The 18,263-nt window shown below is 52.3% G+C and carries 21 protein-coding genes; 8 read left to right on the top strand and 13 right to left on the bottom strand.

Going from position 1 to position 18,263, the window contains the following annotated elements:
• Nucleotides 1-23 precede the first annotated feature (23 nt).
• Nucleotides 24-227, top strand: a complete 204-nt coding sequence (locus tag ACYVI1_RS19460; RefSeq protein ID WP_460912413.1) for a hypothetical protein — start codon at nt 24-26, stop codon at nt 225-227.
• Entirely contained in the window at nt 224-685 is a 462-nt protein-coding gene (locus ACYVI1_RS19455) for a type II toxin-antitoxin system VapC family toxin (protein WP_460912412.1), read from the top strand. The genes ACYVI1_RS19460 and ACYVI1_RS19455 overlap by 4 nt, the downstream gene beginning before the upstream one ends.
• A gap of 109 nt (nt 686-794) precedes the next feature.
• Here the strand turns inward: ACYVI1_RS19455 and ACYVI1_RS19450 are convergent, their stop codons facing one another.
• Nucleotides 795-1,766 (bottom strand): aldo/keto reductase, encoded by a 972-nt coding sequence (locus ACYVI1_RS19450; RefSeq protein WP_460912411.1) that lies wholly within the window; start codon nt 1,764-1,766, stop codon nt 795-797.
• Between the two features lie 84 nt (nt 1,767-1,850).
• On the opposite strand from ACYVI1_RS19450, the gene ACYVI1_RS19445 reads away from it, so the two are divergent.
• The gene (locus ACYVI1_RS19445; RefSeq protein ID WP_460912410.1) at nt 1,851-2,150 is read left to right on the top strand and encodes a putative quinol monooxygenase; all 300 of its coding nucleotides are present in this window, start codon (nt 1,851-1,853) and stop codon (nt 2,148-2,150) included.
• 65 nt (nt 2,151-2,215) lie between these two features.
• Nucleotides 2,216-5,770 (top strand): carboxypeptidase regulatory-like domain-containing protein, encoded by a 3,555-nt coding sequence (locus tag ACYVI1_RS19440; RefSeq protein ID WP_460912409.1) that lies wholly within the window; start codon nt 2,216-2,218, stop codon nt 5,768-5,770.
• A gap of 7 nt (nt 5,771-5,777) precedes the next feature.
• On the opposite strand, the gene ACYVI1_RS19435 is transcribed toward ACYVI1_RS19440, so the two are convergent.
• Genes ACYVI1_RS19435 through ACYVI1_RS19410 form a run of 6 tightly spaced genes read right to left on the bottom strand, consistent with a single transcriptional unit; the run spans nt 5,778 to nt 10,775 of the window.
• Nucleotides 5,778-6,320: a hypothetical protein gene (locus ACYVI1_RS19435; protein ID WP_460912408.1), complete on the bottom strand. Its 543-nt coding sequence runs from the start codon at nt 6,318-6,320 to the stop codon at nt 5,778-5,780.
• 56 nt (nt 6,321-6,376) lie between these two features.
• Nucleotides 6,377-6,868 carry a PIN domain-containing protein gene (locus ACYVI1_RS19430; RefSeq protein WP_460912407.1) on the bottom strand — a complete coding sequence of 164 codons (492 nt, stop codon included), beginning with the start codon at nt 6,866-6,868 and terminating at the stop codon, nt 6,377-6,379.
• Between the two features lie 19 nt (nt 6,869-6,887).
• Nucleotides 6,888-7,163 carry a hypothetical protein gene (locus tag ACYVI1_RS19425; RefSeq protein WP_460912405.1) on the bottom strand — a complete coding sequence of 92 codons (276 nt, stop codon included), beginning with the start codon at nt 7,161-7,163 and terminating at the stop codon, nt 6,888-6,890.
• 37 nt (nt 7,164-7,200) lie between these two features.
• Nucleotides 7,201-8,430 (bottom strand): MFS transporter, encoded by a 1,230-nt coding sequence (locus tag ACYVI1_RS19420; RefSeq protein ID WP_460912404.1) that lies wholly within the window; start codon nt 8,428-8,430, stop codon nt 7,201-7,203.
• A gap of 20 nt (nt 8,431-8,450) precedes the next feature.
• Nucleotides 8,451-8,960 carry a GNAT family N-acetyltransferase gene (locus tag ACYVI1_RS19415; protein WP_460912403.1) on the bottom strand — a complete coding sequence of 170 codons (510 nt, stop codon included), beginning with the start codon at nt 8,958-8,960 and terminating at the stop codon, nt 8,451-8,453.
• Nucleotides 8,961-8,966: 6 nt separating this feature from the next.
• Nucleotides 8,967-10,775, bottom strand: coding sequence for a family 43 glycosylhydrolase (locus ACYVI1_RS19410; RefSeq protein WP_460912402.1), 1,809 nt, complete (start codon nt 10,773-10,775; stop codon nt 8,967-8,969).
• A 72-nt stretch (nt 10,776-10,847) separates the two neighbouring features.
• Between ACYVI1_RS19410 and ACYVI1_RS19405 the strand changes: the two genes are divergently transcribed.
• Complete coding sequence (locus ACYVI1_RS19405) at nt 10,848-11,303, top strand: hypothetical protein (protein ID WP_460912401.1); 456 nt, start codon at nt 10,848-10,850, stop codon at nt 11,301-11,303.
• Nucleotides 11,304-11,359: 56 nt separating this feature from the next.
• Here the strand turns inward: ACYVI1_RS19405 and ACYVI1_RS19400 are convergent, their stop codons facing one another.
• The 3 genes from ACYVI1_RS19400 to ACYVI1_RS19390 all read right to left on the bottom strand — a co-directional run bounded on the left by ACYVI1_RS19400 (nt 11,360) and on the right by ACYVI1_RS19390 (nt 14,559).
• On the bottom strand, nt 11,360-11,986 hold the full coding sequence (locus tag ACYVI1_RS19400; RefSeq protein WP_460912400.1) for a Uma2 family endonuclease: 627 nt from the start codon (nt 11,984-11,986) through the stop codon (nt 11,360-11,362).
• Between the two features lie 23 nt (nt 11,987-12,009).
• Complete coding sequence (locus ACYVI1_RS19395) at nt 12,010-13,728, bottom strand: GMC oxidoreductase (RefSeq protein ID WP_460912399.1); 1,719 nt, start codon at nt 13,726-13,728, stop codon at nt 12,010-12,012.
• 114 nt (nt 13,729-13,842) lie between these two features.
• Nucleotides 13,843-14,559 (bottom strand): gluconate 2-dehydrogenase subunit 3 family protein, encoded by a 717-nt coding sequence (locus tag ACYVI1_RS19390; RefSeq protein ID WP_460912398.1) that lies wholly within the window; start codon nt 14,557-14,559, stop codon nt 13,843-13,845.
• A 145-nt stretch (nt 14,560-14,704) separates the two neighbouring features.
• Between ACYVI1_RS19390 and ACYVI1_RS19385 the strand changes: the two genes are divergently transcribed.
• On the top strand, nt 14,705-15,022 hold the full coding sequence (locus ACYVI1_RS19385; protein WP_460912397.1) for an antibiotic biosynthesis monooxygenase family protein: 318 nt from the start codon (nt 14,705-14,707) through the stop codon (nt 15,020-15,022).
• A gap of 16 nt (nt 15,023-15,038) precedes the next feature.
• Here the strand turns inward: ACYVI1_RS19385 and ACYVI1_RS19380 are convergent, their stop codons facing one another.
• From ACYVI1_RS19380 to ACYVI1_RS19370, 3 genes are all read right to left on the bottom strand, one after another.
• Nucleotides 15,039-15,623: a TetR/AcrR family transcriptional regulator gene (locus tag ACYVI1_RS19380; RefSeq protein ID WP_460912396.1), complete on the bottom strand. Its 585-nt coding sequence runs from the start codon at nt 15,621-15,623 to the stop codon at nt 15,039-15,041.
• Nucleotides 15,624-15,705: 82 nt separating this feature from the next.
• A complete protein-coding gene (locus tag ACYVI1_RS19375; RefSeq protein WP_460912395.1) occupies nt 15,706-16,458 on the bottom strand; it encodes an SDR family oxidoreductase in 753 nt (250 codons plus the stop codon).
• 112 nt (nt 16,459-16,570) lie between these two features.
• Nucleotides 16,571-16,885: a winged helix-turn-helix transcriptional regulator gene (locus tag ACYVI1_RS19370; protein ID WP_460912684.1), complete on the bottom strand. Its 315-nt coding sequence runs from the start codon at nt 16,883-16,885 to the stop codon at nt 16,571-16,573.
• 211 nt (nt 16,886-17,096) lie between these two features.
• Between ACYVI1_RS19370 and ACYVI1_RS19365 the strand changes: the two genes are divergently transcribed.
• Complete coding sequence (locus ACYVI1_RS19365) at nt 17,097-17,480, top strand: DoxX family protein (protein ID WP_460912394.1); 384 nt, start codon at nt 17,097-17,099, stop codon at nt 17,478-17,480.
• Nucleotides 17,481-17,488: 8 nt separating this feature from the next.
• On the top strand, nt 17,489-18,220 hold the full coding sequence (locus ACYVI1_RS19360; protein WP_460912393.1) for a DsbA family oxidoreductase: 732 nt from the start codon (nt 17,489-17,491) through the stop codon (nt 18,218-18,220).
• Nucleotides 18,221-18,263: the final 43 nt, after the last annotated feature.

Genomic DNA, 18,263 nt, shown 5'->3' with positions numbered 1-18,263 from the left:
AGTTGAACGTAAACCGAAGCTCTGTGAAACCGAACGAACTAAAAGGCCGTCCGCCTTTATTTAAGAAATTCAAAACGTACTCAGCCGCTGAAATTATCGCTGCGGGAGGAGCTACTGAGTTTAGCAAACTCACCGGACACGACCCTAAGCGGATGTATAATCTGGGGGGAGAGGCTCTCTCAGAAGAGGAGTTTGAAGCCGCACTTAAAGATTTGGAGCGTAAATGAATATTTTGTTTGATACCAACATCTTAATTTACATTGCCCGTGATAAGTCAGGATATAAAGTACTTCAGGCGATTAACCCCGATAATTTGAATGTACATGTTTCCTTTGCCAGCATTGCAGAAATAGAATCTATTTCATTCCAGCAAAATTGGTCAAAAGCTAAGCGACAGCGATTAGAACTGGTTCTTGACGAAGCGCAACTTATTGAACTTAGTGATACGTTTCTGACAACATACGTTGACCTCGACGCATATAGCCAACTCAATCATCCTGAGTTTTCAGACTATCCGTTTATGACACCCCGAAATATGGGTAAACATGATCTTTGGATTGCTGCTACGGCTTCGCTCCTTAATTTAACATTAATAACCACTGACGGCGATTTCGATCATCTGGCCAATTCATTTCTCGACCTACGTAAAATTGCACCGACCGATCTACGACCTTTATTGCGCTAATTTTAGATAGTACTCGATGAAAAGAAGTTTTCATACCATGCAGAATTCACCGGCAAGTTACGGCATCAATTATAAAGACAATCTGAAGCTGAGGAGCCAGCTTATGAGTTTATTGGCTCCACGCCGTCGGGGTGCGGTTCCAGCGATGGGCTTTCAACGCCTGTACTAATTCTGGTGGCAGGCTACGGCCATCGCTGGAAGCAATATTTGCTTCGACGTTGCGAATCTGGCGCATACCGGGAATGGTTGTATGCACGTCGGGATTGCTCAGAATGAACCGCAGGGCCAATTCGGCCATCGTCATCCCTGCCGGAATGAGCGGCTTGAGCGCGTCGGCATGGTCGACGCTGCTGTTGAGGTTTTCGGGCACGAAATACGTCGAACGCCAGTCGCTGGCCGGAAAGGTCGTTTCTTTGGTGAACGTGCCGGTGAGGGTTCCCTCATCGAACGGTACGCGGGCAATCACGCCGATGTTCAGTTGGTGGCAGAGCGGAAACAGGTTGTCTTCGGGGTTCTGGTCGAAAATGTTATAAATGACCTGCACCGCGTCAATAAGACCCGTTTGGAGGGTATTCAGGCAGTTGTCGGGTTCCCAGCGATTCACCGATACGCCCCATGCCCGTACTTTGCCCTGCCGGGTGAGTTTGGTAGTGGCTTCTTTCCAGTCGTCATGGTCGGCCCAGCCATCCTCCCAAACGTGAAATTGCTGCAAATCAATGGTGTCGACGCCGAGATTTTTCAGGCTTTTTTCCGTGTACTCAACGATGTAGTCAGCCGGAAAAACCTCATCGACTCTAAAGTCGGGTTTGGAAGGCCATATGCGGTTTTTGGGTGGAATCTTGGTGGCTGCATACAGTTGTTTGTCGGGATGATTTTTCAGCAACTGATTCAGAATTTGCTCGCTAACGCCGTCGGCATAAGCCCAGGCGGTGTCGAAAAAATTACAGCCCAACTCTACAGAGCGTTCGAGGGCGCGGAGAACTTCCTCTTTGTCGGAGCCCGTCCAGCCCGCTAAGCCCCACATGCCATAGCCAATTTCAGAGATTTTCCAGCCCGTTCGGCCAAAAGTTCGGTAATTCATTTTTAATGAAGAGTGAAGAATGAAGAATGAAAAGTAAAGAACTACTTATTTTTAACTCTTCATTCTTCATTCTTCACTAAAAATATGCTCGTTCGTATCGTTCGCATGACATTTCAGGAAGATAAGCTAACCGACTTTCACGCTATTTTTGATAACTCGAAACACTACATTCGGGCCTTTCCCGGTAACCATCATCTCGAACTGTTGCGCGACCCTGACCAGCCCAATGTCAGGATGACCTACAGCCTGTGGGCGTCAGCCGAAGCCCTCGAATCCTATCGCCAGAGTGATCTCTTTCGCACTACCTGGGCTGCCACCAAAGCGTTGTTCGCCGAACGGGCCATCGCCTTTTCAGGCGAGAGGCTGGACGAAGTAAGTCGCTGATACAGTCAGTAAAATCGCTCAGGTGGATTCTTTTTCATGTTGAGTAAACCGGACCCCGAATCGTCATGCGTCGCCAGTTCAGTATCGGTTGGGTGATTGTCTGTCTGCTGGCCTGTTTTCTGGCTCCACGGGCATTTGCCCAGACCACAACGACTACGCTTACCGGTTTGGTGACGGATGCGGCTACGGGGCAGCCGATGCCGTTTGTCAATGTCTACCTGAATACGTCCACGCGCGGCACCATCACCAACGACAAAGGTCATTTTTCACTCGTTGGTGTCCCGCTCGGCACAATCGAAGTGGTCGCGTCATTTCTTGGCTATCAGCCCCAACAGCGAACGCTGCGGCTCAACGACGACCAGCCTCAAATGATTAATTTTCGGCTAAAACCCGCCGACCAGACGCTGGCGGCTGTGACGGTAAAAGCGAACCGAAACGATAAGAAGTGGCAACGCCAGCTCAGGCAGTTCAGGCAACAGTTACTGGGCGAACCCTTTGGCGGTCAGTGCCAGATTACGAATCCCCACGTACTGAATTTCACCGACAACGGCGGGCATTTGATGGCGACCGCTACGGAACCATTACTTATTGAGAATCAGGCTCTGGGGTATCGACTCTTTTATGATTTGCTGCATTTCGACGGCACGTATCAGGGGGTGTTCTACGCCGGTACAACCCGTTTCGAGGCAATCCAAGCTGCCGATGAGCGTCAGGCGAATCGCTTCCGTCGAAATCAGATGCGGGCTTATTTAGGATCGACGCGGCATCTGCTGGCCAGCTTAGTCGATAGCACCTACGAACGCGAAGGATTTTTGGTCTATCAGGAAGATTTGACTGTGCCCATTACCCGAAATGGCAACCCACCCACGTTGCAGGGAGCTATCAACCAGCGATTGCTACCCCTCAAAATTAGCCAGCTCATTCGGCCCGGTCGGTTACCGTTCGAACGGCGTTTCGTATCGGCTCGTCAGGTAGTGGTTTTCAATACCCGTGCTTCGTCAACATACTCGCCCTACCGGGATGCCCGGTATGCCTACTCGCAGATTAGGCTGCCAGGTGGCTACATGGAACTAACCGTTGACGGCGTTATCACGCTTCCGAATGGAATGGAAGTACAAGGCTCCCTGGGCGACGATCGACTCTCTACCCTGTTGCCGGCCGACTGGAAACCGACGCAGACGGAGGGGGTTAAAACCAGCCCGCCCGTAGCTACGCAGGGAAAACTGTTGCCTCCCGACGCCCGGATGGGCCGAATTGCCACAGCGTTTACCAGCCGGTTTCAAACGCTGGCGCCAGTGCTGTTTGTGCATACCGACAAATCCCTGTATGCCACCGGCGACCGGCTCTGGCTGAGTGCTTACCTGCTCGATGCCGCTACCAACCGTCGGCCTGTAGGTGAAACGGCTATCCACGTTGACCTGCTGACACCCACCGGCCAACTCGTTCAGCACCAGTGGCTTCGGGTGGTAGATGGTCGCGCTGCGGGCGACTTTCGGTTGTCTGACACGCTGACTTCGGGTATGTATCGGTTGCGGGCCTATACCGATGAGGACGACGCTCAGCGTCGTCCAGCTTTTGAGCGGTCGGTTGCGGTCTATAATCTGTTTCAATCGACGGCGCCGGGCGAAGCCGACACAATGGCCAAACCAATTGACGTACAGTTACTTCCCGAAGGGGGGCGCTGGGTAGCAGGCATACCGTCGCGGTTGGGTATCAAACTCGTTGGTCCGGATGGGCACGGTGTGCTGGCATCGGGCCGGATTATGGACAGCACCAGCAAGGAAATGGGCCAGTTCACCAGCAACAGCGCAGGCATGGGCAGCGTGGTCATGACGCCCCAGCGTGGCCAGCGATACTACGCGGAGTTACTGACTGGCAGCAGCCTGCGGCAACCGACGCCGTTGCCGCCCGCCGAGCCGGAGGGTCTGGTCTTATCAGTCGACATGGTCAGTGATACCACACTCCTCGGGTTAACGATTACGGGTACCAATCGGCCCCCGCGCGACTCCGTGTACGTCCTGATTCAGCAGCAGGGCCGATTGGTAGACCAGCGGAAAATTCTCCTCGAAAATGGTATCGCCCGTGTTCATCTTCCCGTCGCCACGCTGCCTGCCGGCCTGAATCAACTCACTCTCTACGATGCCATTGCCCAGCCCCAGGCCGAACGATTGGTGTTTGTGCCCCAGCGATTAGTCCCCGTTCGGGTGCTAATCTCGGCTAACAAAACCCGGTATCAGCCCCGCGAACAGGTAATAATGGCCGTTCGATTGAATGACGACGGACTACCCGCAGCCGGCGCCTTGTCGGTAGCGATAACCGATGCCGACCAGGTTCCCGACGACTCGGCAGCGGCTACGATCCAAACGCATCTGCTGCTGACGGGCGAACTGCGGGGCCGCATTGAGCAGCCCAATTCCTACCTGAGAACCAACACGCTGACTTCCCGCCGGGCCCTGGATGATCTGCTGCTCACCCAGGGCTGGCGACGGGTCCGGGGCACGTCGGCTACCGAGTTGCTGGGGGGCGTATCGGTGATGGGGCGCGTGTTGAATGCCAGGAATGAACCCATTGCCGGGGCGCAGGTTGTGCTGGCCTCTACAACTCCCGGAAAGTCATTTGTGCGCTCGGCGGGAGCCGATGACCGGGGCCGTTTTCGGCTGGCGGGCCTGGCTATTGCCGACACGCTGCGGCTGATTGCCCAACTGACTGACTACCGACTTAAAAATCTATCGCTCCGGGAAGCTCATTTGGTACAGGAAGGGCCGGGCCAGGCCTGGGAACCGGGCCGAACTGATACGCTGCCGAACTGGGCTGCCTGGCGGGCGCAGATCGAAGCGGCCCGAATCCGGCAGGAGACAAATGCCGATTTTTACCGGGACAAAACCGCGAAACTGTTGAAAGAAGTGATCATTCGGGCGAGGAGGTTCGATGAACGCCCGGACGATATTCGCCGGAGGAGTTTACACAATGCGGCCGATGCTACCCTTATTTTTGATGAGAAATCGCCCCCATACTCAAACTTGTACGAAATGATTCGGGGGCGGCTGGCGGGTGTGACCGTTCTGCAAACACCCGCAGGCGGCTACCGGGTACTGATTCGGGGTGTCAGCAGCATTCTGGGAAGTACAACCCCTTTATTTATGGTGGACGGTATGCCCATACAGGACGAGGATGGAACAGGATTGCTAACCTTTAATCCTGGTGAGATAGAGCGGGTTGAACTGCTGAAGAACGCCGGAACCACCGGTATTTATGGTGTACGGGGCGGCAACGGCGTAGTTGCTTTTTATACCAAAACCGGGCGGTCCCATGAAACACTGGATAACACCAAAGCTGGCTCGAGTGTCCTGCCGCTAATTGGCTACCCGTCGGTCCAGCGCGAATTTTACGTGCCCCGCTACGAAACGGCCAGCGAAGCGCAGCAGACAAATATACGCTCTGATCGGGTGGATCGCCGGGATGTGCTGTACTGGAAACCCACTGTCCAAACCGATAGCCAGGGCTATTCGCAACTGATTTTTCCGCTGTCAGACGTTGTTCGGACGATGCGCGTTACGGTTCAGGGCGTCACTGCCGATGGTCGGTCTGTGGTTGGGATGAGCCTGATTCGCGTGCAATAACGGGGTGTTATTTACTCCAGGCTGGCGCTGGCGTATTAACGTTGAAAAGTTCGTCGATGTAATAATCCCGGCGCGGGCGTTTATCACACACATCCCCGCCAATTGGGTAGCGGCAGGTAGCATAGACTGTCATATCGCCGAGGTTCATCAGGCTACTATAGGCTCCGCTGGGAAACTTATCTGTTTTGTGATCTCGTTTTAGCAGGCAATGGCCCAGTTCATGAAACACCAGACATTCGCGCTCGTACTGGCTGGCTTGCTGCCAGCAAAACAAATCTTTATTCAGCGTAATACGGGGTGTTTTTCCGTTCTGCAGCAGGCACTCACCGCACACACTTTCGCCTTGCGTAGTGCCAAACGTAACAATCAGATTAGCTGTTGAAATGGAATTATTCCGCTTTTGAGCTTCCTCCCGAAACGTCTTTAAGAAGGGCTCTACTTCAACCGGCACACTGTACTGCGGGGGTTCGGGTTCAGGTGGCGAACTGGACGACTGGCAGGCTGCCAATCCGCAGAGAATCAATAGTGTTAATAAGGAAAGCGGGCGCATGGGAACAAGAGACTAAATTTAACTACGTCAGCTCAATAGGTCAGGTGTTGAGGAATCTAAGCGAGCAGGTAGCCCGATCTTAGATGATTAAAATTTAGTGCATCAAACCCGTTATTTTGAAGATAGTAGCACAACTTTAAATCGTCAGTCAAAATCAGATAATTCTCTTCTGCTACCTTACAAGATACAGTGTCGCTTAAGCCAAATTTTATAAAAACTTTATTCTGGTCAGTCATCACCAGATAACTCGGTTCGTATATTTCGATAAAATTCCTGGTTAATTGCGGCAGTATCGACAATATGGGGCCGTATTGATAAGAGCCTCCTTCAAGTAAGTTATTTACCTCTGTCAGGATATTAGGAGTGATTACAAATTGCTTAAACTGAGCCATAAAACTCAGTAGTAAATCGAAATCTTCCGGTGTGTATTTGTTTGTGCGTTTGTGTTGGGTAATGCGTTTTGGATCATAGTAGCCAACTACATATAAGACTAATAGATTTGTATCCAGCAATAAACCCGCTTTTTTAGCCAGGGTAATGCTGGTCATGCTTGAAGCTCCCGAATCTTCATAGAAATAACATCACCGTTTGAGCATCCACTTTCAAACTCTTATAATGTCGCTCAAAACGAGTAAAAAGTTGTCCAACCGTTGTGTCGATTTCCATACCTGGAATTGTTACTCCTGCTCGTTTAGTCGCCGTTGCTAAATAGCTTACTGTGATAAGCCAAAATTTATTATCCTCATCGCGCTCTACTTCTTCCAGCAATATATTCTGGGCATCCGGGAAGAGTTGCTGGCAGAAGTCAGCCGCTCGTTGTGCCGCTTCTTTAATTGAAATCATAGTAACAGAAATTTTTAACGAATATAATTAGAAAGCATCACACTTGTACGCGCACCGGTCGCCACGCCAGCCAGGCAACAACCGCCATACAAGCCGCAAACCACCCGAACGGTATCCGCAAATCAAGCAGCGACAAGGCACCGAAAACTAAGGTGGTGGCAAAACTCGCCAGGCCCTGCAAGGCCTGATTAATACCAAAAACTTCGCCCCGATCGTCATCGCTGGTAAGCTGCGCCATCAGCCCTTCAATTAACCCCTGAATGAGCGACAGCGTCAGGCAGTCGAAGGTGACGATGACGTAAATCAGCACAATTGAGCTGCCAGCAAATCCGTAGGCCAGCAGAACTGGTGCGCCCAGCAGTGCGAACCAGAAAATGGCGCGTTGCTGATTGATTCGGTCGGCAATGTAGGTGTAGAAAACGTAGTTGATAACGATGCTCAACAGGCCGAAATACATGAAGAAATACGAGATGGCCTTTGCATCCATCTGTAACGCACCGAAGCTGATAAACGTCACGAAGTAATTATAGTAACCCGTGCTCAGCGTTAGACCTAACTGCATCAGCACCAATTGTTTCAGGCCACGATGCTGTCGGTCTTTGGCTGTCAGGCGTTTCCAGAGCGTGAGGGCGTTCAGCGACTGGACAAGTTCAGTTTTCAGAACAGCGGTCTCAACCGAAGCGTCGGACCGTCCCGGTGGGTTTGGGTGCGTTTCGCGAAGAGTCCAGCTTAGCAGCATGTTGATGCCCGATAACGTAACGGCCATCATCGCCACAACTTTTGCCTGCTCGCCATTTACCACGTCGAAGGTGGTGAGCAGCAGACCCGCTGCCGCCGGGCCAATAACGAAGCCGAGCGAAATGATGGCCCCTTCGATGCCGAGGTTTTTGAAGAGCTGGTCTTTGGGCGAAATGTCGGTAATGGCCGACCGGACGGTGGCGTACATGCCATTGGTCAGGCCATCACTCAAACGGTTGGCGAAATAATAACCGACGCGCACGGGCAGCAGCAGGCAATCGGCCAGAAACGTACCGATGGCAGAGATGATAAAAATGGGTCGGCGACCGTACCCGTCGGAGAGTTTGCCCAGCAGTGGGGCCGAAAACAACTGCATACCCAGAAACAGGGCCGTGCCAACCGCCAGCCAAAGCTGCGGGCGCTGCAATCCCTTCACAAACTCCGGCAGGATAGGCCCCACTGCCGACCCGACCAGTACATCAATAAAAATAATGGTGTAGATCAGCAGCAAACGGCGGTCGCGGAGCATGAATGAAGCGGTTATACAGGTTAAAACGTCAGCACATAATACTGGCAGTCAAATGATTGCCCGAATTCGTGAATTCGCTTTTGATAGGTTGGCTCGAAGCCGTGCCGCTCGTAGAACTGCATCAGTTTGGGGCGAGTTGCGTCGGTTTCCAACTGGATTTTGTGGATGTTGCGTTTCAGACATTCGCTCCGGCAGAAGTCCAGCACAGCCGTAAATAAATTTTGTCCGGCAAACGGGCGTCGGATAGCCACTTTATGAATAAATCCGGCAGTATTGTCTGGCACGTCGGCGTAGTAGAGGGGGTCTTTCCATTGTAGGATAAACACCGCTGCGGGTTCAGGCCCGTCACCTTCGTTGCGGTCGGCATACATGACGAAGAGGTTGCCGGTGGTGTATTCGTCCAGCAGGTTTTCGGGCGTGAGCGTGTCAATTTCCCACATGGTGTGATCATTATCAGCCAGCCATTGGCCTACTTCGCGGAGTATCTCAACAGCCAGGGCGGGCTGGTCGTTTCGGAAGGCGAATGTCATACTTGATTATTTTTTGCTCAATCCCGACCCATCATCCACTACCTTACTCAATACCGAAACGCCGTTTTCATCAAACGCTTCGATAGCGAAATAATAGGGAACGCTCACATTTAAGGCTCGGAGTTCGAAGGTATTTGGGTCGTCATTCCAGAATTGATACGTTTGATAAAGCTTGTCGGGGGAAATGCCCCAGCGAATGTTGTAGCCCACCGCACCCGGCACTTTGCTCCACGTCAGGTCGGCGTTGCGCTGGTCTTTCTGACGTTTTGCTGTCAGGGTGGCGGGCGTAGCCGGGGCTTTGCCCAGTCCATTGCCAAATACCCGAAACGCATTGATAGCCAGCGTTGAACCAGCCACGTACACATGCTCGTACCGCACATAACGCGCCCGCAGTGGCTCACCGTCTCTACGAGGGGCCAACTCCACATAGGCGCAGGCCCGGTCGCGCTTCGGCTCTTTCGTCAGGTCAGCCACAACGTCCCACGTTTTGTTGTCGGTGGAGGTGAGAATTTTGAACTGCGTGTACACAGTTGAATCCGAATCATACACGGTCTGCCTGTAATCAATGTAATCAACCTGAACGGCCCGAACATCGCGCTCGGCTCCCAAATCGAGGGTTAGGGTTTCGCCAGGTTTATTTTGATTGGCCACCCAGAATGTGCGCGGGTTTTCGTCGGTTACCCGGTCGGCCGTCAGCGTATCGGTGGGAGCCGCCCGCATTGTCGACGAGGCAATGGCGGGCTTGCGGTAGGAGAGAAGCATCCAGCCCGTAAATAACTGCTCTTGATTCTGTATCTTTTTCGTCGGTAAATAGTGCGGAAAATCGCCGAATCGGGTATTGGCAAACATGTGGTCGTCTTTGTCGAACCCTGCCGGATTCATCACAATCCGGCGTTCCATGCCCCAGTTATAGCCAATCCAGGTCGTACCTGTGTTCCAGTAGTTGCCAAAATTATCCTGAAAGGTGTTCCCATGCCCGCAGCCTGTGGCAAAACCGCCCGGCTTGTAGGCAACGGGATTGTAGGGTGCATATTCGAATGGCCCCAGCGGGTCTTTGCCAACATAGGTGCCATTGCCATACACGTTGTATTCGGTACCGGGCGCGCCATATTGCAGGTAATAGGTACCGTTGTGTTTGGTCATCCACGCGCCCTCCGTGAAGGGCTTGAACGGGTCGGAGTGGTTCGGGCCGAAGCGTTCCCAGCCGTGTTTATAGGGGTCGAGCCAGAGCATGGCTTTGTAGGCCTGCGCCGGGTTGTTGCCCGCATAGGTCAGGTTGCGGCTTTTATCTAATTCGGCCCCAAAAATTGGGTACACGTTCGATGATCCCCAGTACATGTACCACTTGTCGGTGTCGTCGTCGTGGAACAGGGCCGGGTCCCACGGGCCGATGTCTTTGGGCAGGCGGGGCAACCAGCGGTTATAAAATTTCAGCTTCCCTTTTTCGGGTTCAGTGGAATAGAAAATGGGTCGCTGCTCAAAGGTGGACTGAAACAGGTACAGTGTGTCGCGCACCGACAGGGCCGCTGGCGCGCACATATCTTCCATCGGCCACTTGTCGGGAACGATGTATTTCCAGTTAACCAAATCTTTCGAGTGCCACCAGCCGCCCTGAATCGTGACGAACAGGTAATACTCGTTTTTGTGGTTAATAATGACCGGGTCGGCCCCGGAACGATACGAAATTCGCTCGTTGAGTTGCTCGAAATTGTACCGATAGCTGATGTCCATCGGGTTGCAGTAGGTCTTTTGCTGCGCTTGAGCAAACGGCTTAACTGGGAAAAAAAACAGGAAAAACAGGAGTTGGAGCCGCACTGGAGCAATAGGTTTAGGCGTTCGTCTTAGGTACTGTCCTGAACAGTTTATGCCCTGCCAAGTTAAGCCAATATGATGGATATAAACAAGACCATACTACCAGCCCTGGGCAGTGGGTTAATTGGGGCCGTTGCCCTGACGGTTCTTCACGAAACAGCCCGCCAATTCATTCCCAGCGCTCCCCGCGCCGACATTCTGGGTATGCGGGCCATTAAGAAAGTGATGGAAAGTACCGATGAGGAGCCACCCGCCGACGATGAATTGCATACCTGGGCGCTGGGAGGTGACATTCTATCCAATGCGCTTTATTACAGCCTGATTGGACTATCGAAGCCAAAAGATGCCCTGTTAACGGGTGCCGCTTTAGGTATTGCTGCGGGCGTTGGGGGAGTGGCCCTGCCCGGTCCGATGGGCTTAGGAACAGCACCTACCAGCCGAACAGAGGCTACAATAGCCATGACCATCGGCTGGTATTTAGTGGGCGGGCTGGCAACGGGTGCGGCCTATACGTTGCTGAAGAGACGGTGAGGAATAAAGCTTACTGTACAGCAGTAATGCCTTCGCTGGTCAAGTACTCTCCAATATTAAAGGTCTGACCATCCAATAATTCTAAGTCGCGGTGCCACCGGGTCGCCGGAGCGATCCATGGTTAGCCAGGCGTCGGCGTTACGCTCGGCAATCATCACTTGCTGCGTACTGGTGAAAACCCAGATAATTTTATCCGAACCAAAATCAAGCAGCTTCTTCGTTTTGCGATTGACATAATTGAAATCGGCAAACGGTCCGGCGCTCCGGTTGGAAATGTCCGCTTTCACGTCAATTTCGACGGCCATAATCGCCGGTACATCGGCATATTTCGTGTTGATTTTGTCTGGAGTCAATACTTGCTTATCGTAAATAGCCACATCGTGCGACAGGTTATTTCGGTGGTCGATGTGAACGCCCGCTTCATTGGATGCGAACCAGTACTTTTTTTCGTCTAACTGACGAATCATAACACGCATAAAATAGGAGACAAGCACCCACTGCAATGAACCGGAACCCATAATTTCTTCCGGTGATTTTTTACCCGCCAAAACATCTTCATACCCCCGATAATACAGGGGTCGGCCGTCCATGACCTCATACACCAGCGATTCCAGAGCAACTGGCTGCTTTCGGGCTGATGGGCTGCGTCGTTTACGGGGTTGCTGTTGGGCTACTGTCTCCATACGTGGATTTTTTTAACAAGGGACTATAAATTCATTCGCTTCAGTTCGCCAACCGCATGGGCAGCCGCACGGGCGGTCAGGGCCATGTACGTTAGGGACGGGTTCACGCACGAGGAAGAAACCATAGCTGCCCCATCGGTAACGAACACGTTCTTGGCACCCCACACCTGATTCCAGGAATTAAGTACCGATGTTTTCGGGTCGCGGCCCATGCGTGCTGCGCCCATTTCATGAATGCCAATGCCCGGATTCTTGGTGTTGTCGTTGCGGGTTTTCACGTTTTTCAGACCGGCTGCTTCGAGCATTTCAGCGGCATCGTTCATCATGGCTTTCCGCATACCCACCGTGTTCTCCCCCCAGGCTGCATCGAATTCGATGATGGGCAATCCCCAGTTGTCTTTCCTGTTGGACAGGCGCATTCGGTTGTTTGGGTCGGGCAGGGTCTCGCCAAAGCCGCCAATGTTGAATTCCCAGCGGCCCGGCTTCGTTAAGTTGTCCTTAAACGCTGGTCCAAACCCATCTTTGGCCGCTCCGGCCACCCAATCCTGACGGGCACCCCGGCCCTGATACCCGAATCCCCGGATGAAATCCTGACGCTTATCGTCGCCCCAGTTGGCGAAACGGGGAATATAAATGCCATTGCCCCGCCGACCATAGTAATACATATCCTGCAAGCCCTCGAACTCACCCGAAGCACCGGCTCCCAGATGATGGTCCATGAGGTTGCGGCCCAACTGATCCGAATCATTGCCTAACCCGTTCGGGAAACGCGTTGAGGTGGACTGCATCATGATCCAGGCCGTGTTCATCGTCGATGCGTTCAGGAAAATGATTTTGGCGTAATACTCCTGGGTCTGCTTCGTATTCTGGTCGATAACCCGAACGCCGGTCGCTTTATTTTTCTGCTCATCGAAAATAACCTGATACGCAATCTTATCCGTAATCACCGTCAGATTGCCCGTTTTCACGGCGGCTGGCAACGTAGCCGACTGTGTACTGAAATAGGCCCCGAACGGACAACCCCGCACACATAAATTCCGGAACTGGCACGAAGCCCGACCCACATCGGTATGAATTTTCTGGGCCACCGAGATAATCGCTGGTCGACCGATGACCAAATGACGCCCTTTAAAATTCTTTTCAATGCCTGCTTTGGCCAGCCGTTCAACGCTGTTCATCTGCATGGGCGGCACAAATTCACCATCGGGCAGGACCGCCAGCCCATCGCGGTTGCCGGAAATACCCGCAAACCGCTCAACGTAGGAATACCAGGGTGCCAGGTCTTTGTACCGGATGGGCCAGTCGGTTCCGTGCCCATCTTCGAGGTTGGCCGTGAAGTCCCGTTCATTGAGTCGGTAACTCTGCCGCCCCCATACCAGCGACCTGCCGCCGAGGTGATACGCCCGAATCCAGTCATACGGGCGTTTTTCGATATACGGCACATCGACATCTTTGGTAAACATGTGCCGCTGATCTTCGCCGGGTTTACCGCCCGACCGCGCATTGGCCCAATACTCTTCAGCGGCCCAGAGTTCAACTTTGCCCCGGTGCGGAAACTCCCAGGGGTCTTTCATGGCCGTGGGGTAGTCCGTTACGTGTTTCAGGTCAGGGCCTCGTTCCAGCATCAGCACCTTCAGGCCTTTCTGGGTTAACTCTTTGGCGGCCCAGCCACCCGATATACCGGAACCGACCACGATGGCGTCGTAGGTTCCGGCTTTTTTTGCGTCAAGGTTGAGGTTCATAGTGTATAGTCAATCAGTTAGCGAGTCGGTCAGTCGGTCAGTGGCTGACGCACATGTATTGATTTCGGCGTCAGCCACTGACCGACTGACCGACTCGCTAACTGATTGACTGATTTATGTTGCCCACGCTTTTTGTCCGTCTTTGAGTTTGACAACGCCTTCGTAGCGGCCCGGAATGGGGACGTAGGCCAGTGCCTGAGTGCAGCCAATCTCGGAACTGAAATAGCCCAGAATCGTTAACTCCTTCACTAAAGTGAAAAAGGGCGAAAGCGGGGCATTTTTCTCCGCATCTTTCGTAACAACGCCTGTTTCGGCATCGACTTCCTTAGCCTGAGTCTGGTCAGAACCCGCCGGAGCAAACGCCCCCAGCGTGGTTTCGGTATTGGTGGCTTCTGGTTTCTCCTGGCGTTTGGGGTGTTGTTTCGCTTCGGTTTTGGCCCTTTGTTCAAATTCTTTCAGTATAGCCGTTTTCTGGTCAATCGACAAGTCAATGAAGGCTTTGCTATACGCCTTTTTGCTTTCGGCTTCAACGGCATCTAAGCCTTTCTGGAAGTGAGCCTGCTGGGCCGGTTTGTAGCAATCTTTTAGAATCAACTGGATCGTCGACGCTACCTTAGCTGCTTTGGCTCCTGGCGTCGACGTAGTGGGCATAATAACCTCCGTAATCTCGTCGAGCAAGGCTGCCTGCTCAGCCCCCAACACAAATGTTGACGGCATGCGCTTGCCAGAGCGGTGCGGTTGATAGCCCTCAAGAATGGAAGCCATCGTTGGTGCCGAAAGCGCACTGCCCATTGTGAGGGCTACCTGAAGAATTGCTTCTCTACGTTTCATGATAAATTAGGTAAAAACGTGTTGCTGATACCGTATTTTGACGCCAGTAATCCCGATGACTGTAAAGATAAGACCGTTGCGCTGAAGTCTGTCACAGAAAGGGAAGTAGGGCCGGGGTCCTACTTAAAATTCGTATCTTAGCCTGATGATTGCCAACACCCCACCCCCGCCGTACTACGCCGTTATTTTCACCTCTATCCGCACCGACGATGCCGAGGGCTACGGTGATACGGCCACGCGCATGCTTGAACTGGCCCACGAACAGCCGGGATTTCTGGGGGTCGAATCGGCCCGTGACGGGTTGGGCATTACCGTTTCGTATTGGGATAGTTTAGCGTCGATTCGGGCGTGGAAGCAACAGGCCGAACACCAGATTGCCCAGCAAGCGGGCCGCGACCGCTGGTACGAAAACTATAAAACCCGCATCTGTAAAGTCGAGCGGGATTATGGGTTTGAAACGTGAACAAAATCGTTGATTGTCAGGGATGTAAACTGCTGATGACTACGCCCACAATGGCCTGCAACGTCGCTGCGGGAGACTGCATTTTGCCAAGCACGCGCAATCCCGATACTGTATTGAAAATGAATTGAGATAAATCGCCAGCCGGGTGCCGGGTGGTGATGTCACCTTCACGCTGACCACGCTCGATGAGTTCAGCGAATTTATCCACCATCGTTTGCTGATTTTGAGCAACGAGTCTGGCGATTTCGGTGTCGTGCGGGGCTAGTTCGATAGCGGCATTGACCATAAAACAGCCTTTTTGAGCAGAATCGCTGATGATGTCGTTGACGGTACCCTCAAGAAAGTCGTGTAGTAAATCAATAACCGGGCGCGACTGGTCGAGTAGTTGGTAAATCGTCTGTTGAGAACACTGCCGGTATTGCTCAAGGGCCTGGCGGTAAAGGGCGTATTTGTCGCCGTAGGTGTCGTACAAACTGGCGCGGTTAATGCCGAGTTCATCCACTAAATCCTGCACCGACGTGGCCTCGTAACCACGACGGCAAAACAAATCGACAGCCTGATTCAGGACAACTTTTTCGTCAAAGGCTTTGGGACGCGCCATAGGTTTTTTTGTATAAAGATAGCCCAGGCCAATGGCTCAGGCTATCTTATGGAATGCTTGTTCCAAAATTACGAAAAAAAAATTATAAGGTGCTCATGCCACCATCCGCAACGACTTCCGCACCGAGCATGAACGAACTATCGTCTGACGCCAGGAACGTGACAACTTTGGCCAGTTCGCTGGAGGTGCCAAACCGGCCAAGCGGAATCTGCGACTGAATTCCGGCGATTGCGGCTTCAACCTGATCGGCGGGTAGACCTACTTTGCCAAAAAGTGGGGTGCTGATTGGGCCGGGGCTGACCACATTGACCCGGATTTTTCGGCCAATCAACTCCGCCGATAACACTTTGGCAAAACTGTGCAGGGCGGCTTTACTGGCCGAATAAATACTGGCGTTGGCCATACCAATATAGGCATTTATTGAGCCGTTGAGCACAATAGAACCTCCTTCGTTGATGAGCGGTAGGAGGTGCTTGATGGTGAAATAAGCCCCTTTCACGTTGATGTCGAATGTTTGGTCGAACGCGGCTTCGTCTACATAATCGATTGGGGCAAAACCAGCTACGCCCGCATTGACAAACAGCACATCGACCGAGTCAGTAACAGCTTTCACGTTGTCGGCCAATTGGGCAATATCGGCCATATTACCCGTATCTGACACAATTCCGGTCACATTTTCGCCTAATTCGCGGGCAGCCTGGGCAACGGCGTCGGCATTGCGGCCGGTGATAATGACTTTGGCGGCTCCTTCGGCCAGAAACTGTTGCGCGGTGGCGTACCCAATGCCACTGTTACCGCCGGTGATGACGGCCACTTTTCCTGTTAAACGGCTCATAATTTTGTTTTAGAATGATTGTTCCAAAACAAAGGTAGTGTGTTGTTTTTCAGGATTGCAAGAAATATATCGAAAATTTTGAATGTTTTTTTTGAACTGGCCAGAGAACACCCTACGCTGTTCCAAGTATTCGTTTTCGGTGCTGCAACCCCCAGTCGCGCAATTCGTCGATTACTCGCCCGAGCGATTCGGCGTAGGGGGTTAGCGAGTACTCGATCACAACCGGAAAAGAGTCGTAGACCGTCCGTTTTACCAACTCGTTCATTTCCAAATCCCGCAGTTCTTTCGACAGCATCTTGTCGGTAATGTTGGGTATCTCTCTGGCAATCTGGCTGAACCGTTTGTTGCCGAACGACAGGGCAACAATAATCGGCAGTTTCCACTTGCCATTCAGCATGTCCAGCGCATCCCGAACGGGCAGTATCATTCGGGTGCATTCGCTCTGAGTACCCTCAGGCAGGTTACCGGGGCAGCCATTGATTGCCGGGGGCGGGGTTTCAACTTGAGTTTCCATCTATTGCTAACATCACTATCCCGAAGTATAGTGCTATCGTTTGGTATAGTACTTTATTTAGTATAGCAAATATAGATAGGTTTGCAGTGCCAAACAAACGAATTGGCTATTAAAAAATAAGCAGATGAAAAAGGATAAAGTGGTTTATTGGAGCATCACGGTCATTGTCGCCCTCGGATTGGGCTTTTCGGGTTATTCGTATTTGACAAATCCAGCGATGCAGGCTGGTTTTAAGCACCTGGGATTCCCGGATTACTTTCGGATTGAACTTGGCATCGCTAAACTCATCGCGGCTGTCGTATTACTGGTGCCGGGCATATCTTTTTGGGTGAAAGAGTGGGCTTATGCCGCAATTGGCATTACGTTTATTTCTGCCGTGATAGCTCATATCAGCAGTGGTGATGCTGCGGGAATGGTTGTTGCGCCCCTGATGTTCTTAGTTTTTCTGGTGGTGTCTTATCGCTACTTCCATAAATTGAACACGTTACAACACAGCCAGTTAGCTTAAATAAGAATATGAATGCAATTGCAGCAACAAAAATGCAGGTAGAAATCTGGTCGGATGTGATGTGCCCGTTCTGCTACATTGGCAAACGGAAATTTGAAACAGCCCTGGCCCAATTTCCTGACAAAGAGCAGGTTGACATCGTTTGGAAAAGCTTTCAGCTTGCTCCTGACCAGGAAACGGTTACGGATAAAACGGTTCACCAGTATTTAGCCGAACGAAAAGGGTGGACCCTCGAACAGGCGCGGCAAATGACCGACCATGTAACGGCCCTGGCCCGTCAGGTGGGGCTTACCTATCACTTCGACAAGGCCGTGACCGCCAATTCGTTCGATGCACACCGACTTTCGCACCTCGCGAAAGAATATGACGTTCAGGACCAGGCCGAAGAGCGGTTATTTGCAGCCTATTTTACGGAAGGCAAAAACACCGCCGACCACGACACGCTGGTTCAGTTGGGCGTCGAAATTGGCCTCGATGCCGAGGAAGTAAAAGCGGTTTTGCAAAGCGATAAGTACGCTGACGCCGTGCAGACCGACATCAGTGAGGCCCGGCAAGTGGGTGTACAGGGCGTTCCGTTTTTTGTGTTCAACCGAAAATACGCCGTATCGGGCGCGCAGGACAGCACCGTATTTTCTGGCGCTATTGAAAAATCGTTTTCCGAATGGAAGGAGGCCAATCGTCAGTCCGAATTAACCGTTGTGGAGGGGCCGGTTTGTACACCTGAGGGTGATTGCGAATAGCTGATTTTCTGTGAATAGTTCGGCCCCGCAGTGCATGGAGACC

The organism is Spirosoma areae, from assembly GCF_054781775.1.
The sequence above is the reverse complement of the archived record's forward strand: the minus strand, read 5'-3'. Positions and strand labels throughout refer to the sequence as shown.